8 protein-coding genes are annotated in these 11,383 nt (G+C 58.8%); 2 read left to right on the plus strand and 6 right to left on the minus strand.

From position 1 onward, the window contains the following. The coding region (locus AB5164_RS04455; RefSeq protein WP_368147838.1) for a family 1 glycosylhydrolase at positions 1 to 663 on the minus strand (663 nt) is incomplete at its 3' end. 75 nt (positions 664 to 738) lie between these two features. Next, complete coding sequence (locus tag AB5164_RS04460) at positions 739 to 2,517, minus strand: PTS lactose transporter subunit IIBC (RefSeq protein ID WP_368143151.1); 1,779 nt, start codon at positions 2,515 to 2,517, stop codon at positions 739 to 741. A gap of 283 nt (positions 2,518 to 2,800) precedes the next feature. Between AB5164_RS04460 and AB5164_RS04465 the strand changes: the two genes are divergently transcribed. Beyond that, positions 2,801 to 3,802, plus strand: a complete 1,002-nt coding sequence (locus AB5164_RS04465; RefSeq protein ID WP_368143152.1) for a LacI family DNA-binding transcriptional regulator — start codon at positions 2,801 to 2,803, stop codon at positions 3,800 to 3,802. A gap of 414 nt (positions 3,803 to 4,216) precedes the next feature. Here the strand turns inward: AB5164_RS04465 and AB5164_RS04470 are convergent, their stop codons facing one another. Then, positions 4,217 to 5,977: a PTS lactose transporter subunit IIBC gene (locus tag AB5164_RS04470; protein WP_022094682.1), complete on the minus strand. Its 1,761-nt coding sequence runs from the start codon at positions 5,975 to 5,977 to the stop codon at positions 4,217 to 4,219. Between the two features lie 176 nt (positions 5,978 to 6,153). After that, positions 6,154 to 7,596: a 6-phospho-beta-galactosidase gene (gene lacG / locus AB5164_RS04475; RefSeq protein ID WP_055310581.1), complete on the minus strand. Its 1,443-nt coding sequence runs from the start codon at positions 7,594 to 7,596 to the stop codon at positions 6,154 to 6,156. 350 nt (positions 7,597 to 7,946) lie between these two features. Here lacG (AB5164_RS04475) and AB5164_RS04480 point away from each other — a divergent pair, with 350 nt between their 5' ends. After that, positions 7,947 to 8,975 (plus strand): LacI family DNA-binding transcriptional regulator, encoded by a 1,029-nt coding sequence (locus tag AB5164_RS04480; protein ID WP_055310566.1) that lies wholly within the window; start codon positions 7,947 to 7,949, stop codon positions 8,973 to 8,975. Positions 8,976 to 9,237: 262 nt separating this feature from the next. On the opposite strand, the gene lacG (AB5164_RS04485) is transcribed toward AB5164_RS04480, so the two are convergent. Both lacG (AB5164_RS04485) and AB5164_RS04490 read right to left on the minus strand, forming a co-directional pair. Continuing rightward, on the minus strand, positions 9,238 to 10,677 hold the full coding sequence (gene lacG, locus AB5164_RS04485; RefSeq protein ID WP_368142826.1) for a 6-phospho-beta-galactosidase: 1,440 nt from the start codon (positions 10,675 to 10,677) through the stop codon (positions 9,238 to 9,240). A gap of 66 nt (positions 10,678 to 10,743) precedes the next feature. Beyond that, positions 10,744 to 11,383 (minus strand): lactose/cellobiose PTS transporter subunit IIB (locus tag AB5164_RS04490; RefSeq protein WP_368147840.1); only part of this gene is annotated, 640 nt, incomplete at its 5' end.

The raw sequence follows: 11,383 nt of genomic DNA on the forward strand, positions 1-11,383 counted from the left end.
GTTCTGGACAATGCCGATCTCGCCCTCAAAGCCGCCCTCATGGAAGGCGACGACAGCCTTGGCGTGGGCCACCATCATGTTGTGCATGAGCTGGAAAGCCTTGTCCAGGCGATACTTCTCGCCGTGCGGCCAGTTGCCGACGATAAAGCTGCCCTCGGCGGTCGCGGGAATCTCGTTAAAGGTAAACCAGTGCTTGACCTCGGTGAACTCGGCAAAGCAGAACTTGGCGTACTCGACAAAGGCGTCGATCGTCGTGCGCGTCAGGAAGCCCTCGCCGCCGTTCTGGTAAAAGGCCTCGGGCGTATCAAAGTGATCGAGCGTGACATAGGGGATAACGCCGGCTTTGTTGCAGGTGGCGAAAAGCTCGTGATAGAAGGCGACGCCCTCGGGGTTAATCTCGCCGGTGCCGTTGGGGAAGATACGGCTCCAAGCGATGGAGACGCGAATACCGTTGATGCCGAAGCGCTGGCACAGGTCAATATCGACCGGGTACTTGTTGTAGAAATCGCTTGCAGGATCGGGGGAGAAGCGACCCTGGGCTGCCAGGAAATCGTCCCAGGGCACTTTGCCCTTGCCGTGCGTACGGGTCTCGCCCTCAACCTGGTAAGCAGCGGTGGCGCCGCCAAACACAAAGCCGTCGGGGAACTGCATGGGGTTGGTCATGAGTCATCCTTTCTGTGGGATACGAATAGGGAGAGGTGCCCGAACCGGGAATCCGGGCACCAACAGAGGGAGGAACTAGTCGAGGTTCTCGCGGAGCCACTTGATGGCGCCAGCGGGGTCGCGGGTAAGGTCGATATATTCCTTACCGCGGGGAGCGAGCAGCTTAATGCCCAGACGATCGGTGTCGGCCTTCATGTCGTTGTAGTAGCTACGAACCTGCGGGGCGAGCACGATGACGTCGTACTGATCCATGATGGCAGTGTGCTGGCCATAGGCGCCTGCGGAGGAAGCGATGTTCTCTCCGGTCTGTGCGGCACCTTCCTTGATGGCGTTGGCGAGCATGGCAGAGGTGCCGGCGCCGGCGCACAGGACGAGGACCTTCAAGCCATCGACATCCTTCTTGGCGGATGCATCGGCAGCGGGCTCGGGCTGATCGGCGACAGGGTTGCTGTCGGCGGCAGCGGCGGTCGTCTCGACGGAAGCGGTCGTCTGCTCGACAGCGGGCGCAGAGGTGCTGGCGGCGATGGTGGCAGCACCATCGGACTCAAGACCCAGCTCGGCGGCGCGCTCGGCCTCCTGGTCGCAGAGCAGCTTATCGTATGCCTTCAAGAACGGCAGGTAGATGATGGCGTCCAGCAAGATGATGATCGCGACAAACACCAGGGCGATAAGCTGGAAGTTCGTGGTGATGAAGATGCCGATGGGAGCGGGGGTAGCCCAAGGCACCACGAAGGAGAAGCCGTTCATGCCCACGTTGTCGATAAAGAACTTGGCAACACTCACGTTGACGCAGCCGGCGGCAACAAAGGGGATGAGCATGTAAGGGTTAAGGATCATCGGCGCGCCAAAGAGCAGCGGTTCGTTGACGGCGAAGGCAACAGGAACAATCGAGGCCTTACCGACGGCTTTGAGCTGCTTGGACTTCATAAAGAGAATCAGCAGAAGCGGCACGATGAACGTGGCGCCGGTGCCGCCGAACTCACCCACGAGCGACATGTTAAAGGTGAGGGAGTGTGCGGGGTGGCCGCCTGCCAGCAGAACCTGCAGGTTCTCGGCCTGGTTGGCAAGACGGATGGGGTCGATGCCCGGCTGGACAATCGAGGGGCCGTGGACGCCGATGAACCAGAAGAACGCGGTGGCTGCCTGGATAAGGATAAGGCCAGGATAGGTTTCTGCTGCAGTGAAGAGCGGGGAGAGCAGCTTGATGAGCAGCTCGGAGAACGGAACGCCCATGAGGTTGCGCACGACGACATCGATGATGCCGCAGATGATGACGGCGCCGCCAAAGGGGATGATGTCACGGAAGTTCTGAGCGATGGCGCCCGGGACCTCCTTGGGCAGCTTAATGGTCAGATCGCGAGAGACGCAGAATTTGTAGACCCACACGGTAATGAACGCGGCGATATAGGCCGAGAACAGACCGCGCGTACCCATGCTGGTGCAATCGAAGACCGAAAGCTCGGAGCCGTCGAACTTGGTGGTGAACTGCGTAACGGCGAGCAGCAGCATGCTGCACTGGGCGGCCACCATGGTGGAGCCGTCGTTGAGCACCTTGCCGGCGGGCATGCGACGGTTCATGGAAGCCGTAAAGTTCTTGGCAGTGGTGCCGGCAACCATGATGCCCATGACGCCCATGGTGAAGTTGTACAGCTTGTTGCACCAGTCGATGAGCGGCTGGGGCAGCGTGATGCCAACGACGCCGGGAAGGGTGGCGATCAGCAGAAAGATCGAAGAGGTAAGGACGATGGGCATGCACCCAAGGAATCCGTCCTTGATGGCCTGGAGGTATATGTTCCTCGAGATCTTCTCAAAGAACGGTTGATGCTTTTCGAGCATCTTTACGATGGCGTCCATAGAGCTCCTTTGCTACTTGATGCGCGATGCATGTGGATGGAACTGGTCGTCGATGGATGGTCAGGACTGCCCGGAAACCTTCCTGCTTAAGGAAGGCATTGCGAAATGACAACGTTGTCATTTCGTTAATGACAACGTAAGACATTTTTGGAAGAGCAACAAGGATATACGGGTGAGCGGTCGATATTGTTCGGTAAACGGTTGATTTATCAGTCAGGCAGGTAGTGTATGCTAGAACGCAAAAACAAGCGATGTAAAACCGACTGGAGAAGCAGTGGCAACGATGGACAAGAAAAATGTCTCAATGAATGATGTGGCGATTGCCGCTGGTGTTTCTCTCAAGACGGTTTCGCGCGTGATTAACGAGCCCGATAGCGTGCGAGAGTCGACACGCGATAAGGTTCATTCGGCCATGGAGGCGCTCGGGTTTCGAGCCAACTTTGCCGCGCGTTCGCTCAAGTTGGGCCGTTACGGGTGCATCGGCGTCGTGCTGTTCCACTTGTCGGGCGGTGCCGTGGACATGATCGACGGTATCGCCGATGCCGCCGAAGAGCGAGGCTTTGCTCTTACGATGATCAAAAAGCGGGCGGGGGAGAAGATGACCCTTGCCGAAGCGGCGCGTAGGATGTCGCAGCTCCCCGTCGACGGCATGATTTTCAACCTGCGCCAGATGGTCGATGACTTTGATACCTTTGAGGCGCCGAAAGACCTCAAGACGGTGATTATCACACCGATGGAACATCCTACCTGCTCTACCGTCAGTGACGACCAAGAGGGCGGCGCGCGCATGGCGTGCGAGTACTTCTTGAACCACGGGCACAAGAACGTGTACTTCGTCTCTGGTAAGAAAGAGTCACTGTCGAGCCAGTGCCGTATGAAAGGTTGGCGAGCGGCACTCGAGGCACGTGGCATTGAGCCGCCCGAGCCTCTGCAAGGCGATTGGAATGCGGATAGTGGCTATGCCGCGGGCCTTGTGCTTGCCGATAAGCCCGATTGCACGGCGGTCCTCGCTGCTAACGACTGCATGGCAAACGGCGTGATGATGGCTCTACGTGACAAAGGGCTCAATGTGCCCGACGACGTGTCCGTGATCGGCTTCGACGATGAGCTCTACAAGACGATTCCCAACTCGATTCTGACGTCGGTGAAGTTCCGCCACCGCGAGCTGGGCGTCCGTGCGCTTAACGAGGTCGTTGCGGGCATAGAAACTCCGAGCTCCAGAAGCCGTACGCTCGTCTCGGGCGTGTTGGTCGAGCGTTCCAGCGTAAAGGACTTGCGGGCGTAGACGTGCTCGGCCTGTTTGTCTCAATCTGTAACAGGTGGGACCCGAAAACTCGACTAGGTGTTATAGATTGAGATTTTGTCTACCCAGCCATCATCTTTGTCTCGATCTGTAACAGTTAGGAGTGAAATGACCAGCCAGGTGTTACAGATCTAGATTGATTGGATTGACCCATCTGTTTGTCTCGATCTGTAACATCTAAGCGGTCAAAAGCGGTCTACATGTTACAGATTGAGATTTTTGGCTTGGCCTGTGCGTTCACCTCGATCTGTAACAGCTGGGACCCAAAAACTCGGCTAGATGTTACAGATTAAGATGAACAGGAGGACGGGTGCGGTCTAAACAAAATGGCCCGCGCATCACGCATCGATGCACGGGCCATTTTTTTTTCTGCGAGCGGCAGGTGGCGTCAGCGTCTTATGCCTCGAGGTTTTCCTCGATCCAGGCGACGGCACCCTTGGGATCCTTAGTGAGGTCGATGTACTGTTTGCCCTTGGGCGACAGCAGCGTGATGCCCAGGCGGTCGGTGTCGGCCTTCATCTCGTTGTAATAGGTGCGAACCTGCGGAGCCAGGACGATGACGTTGTACTGGTCCATGATGGCGTAGTGGCTGCCGTAGGCACCGGCGTTGGCGGTAATGTCGATGCCCAGCTCGTCGGCGCCTTCCTTAAGCGCGTTGGCGAGCAGTGCAGAGGTGCCGGCGCCAGCGCACAGAACCAGAACCCTCAGATCCTTGCCCTTAAGGGCGGACGGAGCTGCGGAGGCCTCAGTGGCAGAAGCGGTCTCGACAACAGGAGCCTCAACGGCGGGGGCGGCAGCGGTCTTGACGGCCTTGGTCTCCTCGGCCTCTTCTTCGGCCAGGGTCTCGGCCTCCTGCTTGCACAGGACGTTGTCGTAGGCCTTGCAGAACGGGTAGTAGATTAAGAAGTCAACGACCAGCAGGACGACAACCAGGACCAGAGAGATCGGCTGGAAGTTGGTGTCGATGAAGGTGCCGATCGGTCCGGGGAGTGCCCACGGCATGGCATAGATAAAGCCGTTCATGCCCAAAAAGTCGATGAAGAACTTACCAATGAGGACGTTGGCCACGGGGGCAAACAGGAACGGGATCAGGAAGTACGGGTTGAGGATGATGGGCGCGGCGAACAGCAGCGGTTCGTTGACGGCGAACATCACGGGTACGACAGAGGCTTTGCCGACGGCCTTGAGCTGCTTGGAGCGCATAAAGAGCAGGAAGATGATCGGGACAATGAACGTGGCGCCGGTGCCGCCGAGTTCGCCGATGTAGTTACCGAAGTTCTCGGTCAGGGCGAGGGCGGGGTGACCGCCGGCCTGCAGCGTGGCGAGGTTGGTGGTGATGTTGCCAAACAGCGCGGCGTTGAGGGCAGGCTTAACGACCGAGGGGCCGTGGATGCCCATGAACCAGAACAGCGGGATCATGAACCAGATGAGGGCGAGGCCGGCGTAGGAATCGGCAGCGGCGAACAGCGGGCTCACCAGCGTGGAGATGACGTTGGCAAACGGGACGGCCAAGCAGGTGCGGCAGATAACGTCGATGACGGCGACAAACAGGATGGAGAAGCTGAAGGCGAAGATGTCGCGGAAGTTCTGGGCGATGGCGCCGGGGACTTCTTTGGGCAGCTTGATGGTGATGTCTCGCTTAATGCAGAAGGCATAGATGTTGACCGTGGCAAATGCGGCGACAAAGGAGCTCAGTAGGCCCTTGGTGCCCATGTTGTCGGTAAAGAACACCGAGACATCGGCGCCGTCGATCTTGGCACTCGTCTGGGTAACGGCCAAGATGAGCATAGCGCACATGGCGGCGACCATGGTGCTCGTGGCGTTGATGGCCTTGCCGGCAGGCATGCGGCGGTTCTTGGAGCCGGTCAGCGCGCTTGCGGTGGTGCCGGCGACCATGATGCCCACGACGCCCATCGTGAAGTTGTAAACCTTGTTGCAGAAGTTCACGACGTCGACGTTCCACCAGTCGGGCAGCGTAAAGCCGCCGACCGTGGCGACAACGCCCGGCAGGGTCGAAATAAGCAGGAAGACAGAAGAAGACAGGATGATGGGCATTGCTGCCAAAAAGCCGTCTTTAATGGCCTGAAGGTAGATGTTCTTAGAGACCTTGTCGAAGTACGGCTGACCTTTCTCCAAGAACTTAACGATCGATTCCATAGTTCACGCTCCTCTTTGCATGAAATCTTAATGGCATGGACGTTGAAAACCTATATGGTCTCCCGCTTGCTAAAAGCCCGGGTGCAGGCGGGGTCGGTCCCAGGGGGAGAGAGGGGAGCGGCTGGGTTTGTATCGCATAGGGCCGCTCCCCTCTCGGGGGAAAGCGAGGCGATGCGCTACTGCGCGTCCGCCATAGTGTCGGCGAGCTCCTTGTACCAGAGTGCCGACTGCTTGATGTAGCGTTTTTGCGTGTCGAAGTCGATGTAGAACAGGCCGTAGCGCTTGTTATAGCCGTTGGCCCACGAGAACTGGTCCTGCAGGCTCCAGATAAAGTAGCCCTGGACGTCGACGCCCTCGGCGCGCGCCCGGAGCACCTTCTCCATGTGCTGGTCGACAAAGTCGATGCGCTCGGGATCGGCGACGATGCCGTTTGCGTCGGGCTCGGGGTCCTTGTGGCCCAGGCCGTTTTCGGTGATATAGATGACGGGGAGGTTGGGATAGGTGGCGCTGATGTGCTTGAGCGTGTCGTAGAGGCCTTGCGGGTAGATGAGCCAATCCCAGTCGGTGGTGGGGATACCCGGCATATCGACCTGCTGCCCGACGCCCTTAAACTTAAAGCACGAGGTGCCCTTGTCTCCGGTGCCGTTAAAGCTGTTGGTGGACTCGCCATCGTAGGCGGCGATAAACGCCGACTGATAGTAGTTGAGGCCGAACATATCGTTGCGGGGCGCCGCCTTGGCGAGCTCCTCCATGTCGCTGTCCTCAACCGTAAGCGTGGCGTTGTTGGCACGCAGAATCTCGTTGATGAGTGAGAGGGTGCGCGCGGAGTAGTGACCCAGGAAGGCGCCGTCCATGATGAAGTCGGTGTAGAAGGCGTTGTACAGGTCGGCGGCGTGCTGGTCGGCGGGCGAGTCTGTGGCAGGATATGCCGGCGTCAGGACGTTGACCATGCCAATGCGTCCGCCCAGGTGCTCGGTCTCGTCAAGATCCTTATACAGGTTGACGGCGCGGGCGTGGGCAACGAGCTCGTTGTGCTGGCTCTGGATGCCGCTCGTCACATCAAAGTGATGGTTGGGCGGGAAGTTGCCTTGGATGTATTGGGAGTGCGAGAGGCTGATGAGCTCGTTGATGGTGAACCAATTCTTGACCTCGCGGAACTCGCGGAAGCAGAACTCGGCATAGCGCACATAGGCGTCGACGGTCTTGCGGTTGAGCCAGTCGCCCTGGTTGAACAGGGCGGCGGGGGAGTCAAAGTGATGCAGGGACACATAGGGCTCGACGCCATACTTTTTGCAGCAGGCGAACAGCTCGTGGTAGTGCTTAACGCCCTCGGCGAGGGGCTCGGCATCGTCGCCGTTGGGGAAGATGCGGGTCCAGGCGATGGACACACGGATGGCGTTGAGTCCATGCTCGGCAGAAAGGCGGATATCCTCCTCGTAGCGGTTGTAGAAATCACTGGCCGGGTCGGGCAAAAAGCGACCCTGGGCGACAAGGTAATCGTCCCACATGGTCTTACCCTTGCCTGCCACCTTCGTGGAACCTTCCGTTTGGTACGCGGCGGTTGCGGCGCCCCAAACAAAGCCCTTCGGCAGCTGCTGTACGCGGTTTAGCAAAGACATATGCATACACCCTCTCGTCTCGCTGTTCGATATTGTGCGTTTGCGCTCAGGAGGCTCCCTGGTTAGCGTTCAGCGGTGAAAAAGCCCGATAAACACTATCTTAAAATGATTAGAACCAAAATGAGCACGTGAACATTTGACAATGAGCACGTTAACATCCGGCTGGGATGTATAGAAACAAAACAACTTCAAATAGCCGCGAACGGTTGTATTTGTTCGGTAAGCGGTTTTGATTGACAGAAGTTTTCATGTTGTGGTATATGGCTCGGGTATCATGAGCACGTTATCGATGTATGTACGATGCGCCATGGGCGCGGGGAATAGTTGGGAAGCAGGTTAGCGTGGAAGGCATGGCTCAGCAGACAAGGAATGGTCATTCGGCGAGCGCGGCAGAGGTTGCGGCGCTCGCTGGCGTGAGCCGCCAGACTGTGTCTCGCGTGGTCAACGGTATGCCCAACGTGACGGAAAAGACGCGCAAGCGTGTGCTGGCCGCCATGGAAGAGCTGGGCTTTCGTCCCAATTTTGCTGGAGCGGCGTTGCGCGGCGGGTCGTATCGTTCTATTGGCCTGTGCATGTACAACATCACACGTGTCGGTAACCTGGCGACGCTCGAGGGTATCATGCAAGCGGCGCGCGAGCACGATTTTGCCGTCACTATGATCGAGATGGGCGGCGACAAGCCCTATACACTTGCCGATGCCTCGCGCCGCATGGTCGAGCGACCCGTCGACGGCATGATTCTCAACATGAACCGCATGGCTCCCGATTTTGAGGAGTTTGTTCCCCAGCCGGGAGTGCGAACGGTCATCCTGTCCATGTATGCGCATCCGCGCTGCACGACGATCGACTCCGACCAGTATGGTTCGTGCGAGCTGTTGACCAATTATCTGCTGGAACATGGTCACTCGAATATGCGGTTTGTGGCGGGTCCGGAAAACTCGATTTCCTCGCGTTTTCGTGAGGCCGGTTGGCGCGATACGCTGGGTCGTGCTCATGTCGATGCCGCTCCGATGCTGCGTGGCGATTGGAGTGCGGACAGTGGGTACGCCATGGGCGAGCGGATTGCGGCCGAGGTGCTTGCCGGCGGGTCGCAGGCGCCGACTGCCGTGCTTGCGGCAAATGACCAGATGGCGCTGGGCGTTATCGCCGCGCTCGAGAACGCGGGCCTGTCCGTGCCCGACGACGTGAGCGTGGTTGGTATCGACGACGCACTCGAGGGACTTGTTCCTCACAATCGGCTGACGACGCTGCGATTTGATTTGCGCGGTGTCGGTAAGCTTGCGTTTGAGGCGGCGATTGGAGAGAGCTCGTCTATCGAGGCGATTCATGTGCCGAGTACGCTGGTCGAACGCTCGACTGTTAGGGACATACGGGGTTAGGTCCTACTCCGTTTGTCTCGATTTGTAACAGGTAGACGGTCAAAAGCGGGCTACGTGTTACAGATTTAGATTCTTCGGAAAGAGCAATCCTGTTCGTCTCAATCTGTAACAGCTAGGACAAAAAAACTCGGCTAGATGTTACAGATCGAGACAGACGGCTTTCGACCCGCCCAAAAAAGGCCGGGGGCGGCGCGCCGTGTGACGTGCCGCCCCCGGCTGAGAAATGGGGACAGGTTATGTGCGCGGGCAACCCCGCCAGCCGCTAGTCCAGACGACGGGTTTGCGCCACGTGCTTATACCAGTATGCGCTTGCCTTGGGCGTGCGCTTCTGGGTTTCAAAGTCAACGTAGAAGAAGCCGTAACGCTTGTTGTAGCCATTAGTCCAGGAGAACTGATCCTGCAGGCTCCACAGGAAGTAGCCGCCCACGTTGACGCCCACCTCCATGGCCTTGAGCAACCAGCGCAGGTGCTGCTCGATGTAGTCGATGCGCGGCTGGTCGTCCACAAAACCGTCCTTGTAGGGGTCCTTGTAGCCCATGCCGTTCTCGGTGATGAAAATCTGCTTGTAGTTGGGGTAGCGCTGCTTAATGTAGACGAGCAGATCGAACAGGCCCTCGGGATAGATGATCCAGTCCCAGTCGGTGGTGGGGATGCCAGGCTTGTTCACATGCTCGCCAATACCCTTAACGCGCCAGCGGCCGGTGCCCTTCTCGCCCGTACCGTTGTGGTGCAGGTCGTTCTCGCCGTCGTAAGCCTTCAAGAAGCGGCACTGGTAGTTGTTAACGCCTAGGTAGTCGTTGTAGAGCGCGGCCTCGCGCATGATTTCCAGATCCTCGTCTAGGATCTCGATGGTGCCGCCCGAGACGGCAGCCAGGCGGTTGGCGCACTCGAGGGTGTCGGGCGCATAGTCGCCGCGGAAGGTGGCGTCGAGCAAGAACTGGTTTTGCAGCACGTGCTCGTTGTTGGCGGCTTTGATGTCGGCGGGGTCGTTCTCGTTGAGCGGATACTTAAACTCCAGCGACTGGATGACGCCGATCTTGCCCTTAAAACCGCCGTTGTGGAAGGCCAGTACTGCCTTGGCGTGGGCGAGCATCATGTTGTGCTCGCACTGGAAGGCCTCGGCCAGATGCGCCTTAACACCACCGGGGAAGGTGCCCTCGATGTAGGTGTTGGAGGCGTCGGCCCAGATCTCGTTAAAGGTGAACCAGTAGGTCACCTGGTCGGCGTACTCCTTAAAGCAGAAGGTGGCAAAGTCCACAAAGGCATCGATGGTCTCGCGGTTGAGGAAGTCGCCCTTCTCAAAGAGGGGCAGCGGTGTATCGAAGTGATGCAGCGTGACAAACGGCTCAACGTGGTGCTTGTGGCACTCGGCGAAGAGGTCGTGGTAGAACTGGACACCCTCGGGGTTGATTTCGCCGGTACCGTTGGGGAAGATGCGGCTCCAGGCGATGGAGAGGCGGATGCCGTTGATACCGAACTCCTCGCACAGCTCCAAGTCGACGGGGTACTGGTTGTAGAAGTCCGAAGCGGGATCGGGGGAGAAGCGCCCCTGGGCCTCCAGGAAGTCGTCCCAGGCAACCTTGCCCTTACCGTGAGTGCGGGTCTCACCCTCTACCTGGTAGGCAGCGGTAGCACCGCCAAAGAAAAAGTCCTCGGGAAACTGCGCAGGCGGGTTGGTGACGCTAGCAGGGTTAACGGACATGATGATCCAATCGTCTAAATCGAAGGGCCAGCCGGCTGTGGATGGTCGGCTGGCCTTGGGCGTTACTTACTTCGAAAGTTGCCCGCTTACGAAGGCGAGAGACTTATCGCCGTTCTGGGAGAGCTCGATGTACTGCTTGCCGCGGCAGGCGACGCACTTGTTGCCCACGCGCTCGCAGTCCTTCTGCAGGTCGGCCAGGTAGCTGGCGGCCTGCGGGGCCAGGACGACCAGGTCAAAGTCGGGAAGCATGTCAACGTGGTTGCCATAGGCCTCGGCAGCGGTCTCAAGATTGATGCCGCGCTCTTTGGCGGCCTTGGCCAGCGCGTTGGCGAGCAAGCCCGAGGTGCCGCCACCCTGGCAGAGCACGAGCACGCGCTTGCCGTTGAGGTCACTGGCGGTCGTTGCCTCAGTGGCGACAGCGGCGGGAGCGTCGGCCTTCACGGCCTCGGCGGCAGCGCCGGCGGCAACGCTCTTGGCGTCAGCCTTGCCCTGGAAGGCATCGTTAAGCTTGGCGGCCTTCTCGGCGTTCTTGGCGGCGAGCTCCTCCTGGGAGATCTCGGCCTCCTCGGCGCACTTCTGGGCGTCATAGGCACGGAAGAACGGATAGTACAGAACGAAGTCGACGACCAGGATAAGGGCGAGCATCACAAAGGCGAGCGGCTGGAAGCCCAGACCCATGATGGTGCCGATGGGGCCGGGGACAGTC

Origin of the sequence: Collinsella aerofaciens (assembly GCF_040915425.1) — a bacterium.
GTDB classification, from domain to species: Bacteria; Actinomycetota; Coriobacteriia; order Coriobacteriales; family Coriobacteriaceae; genus Collinsella; species Collinsella aerofaciens_BW.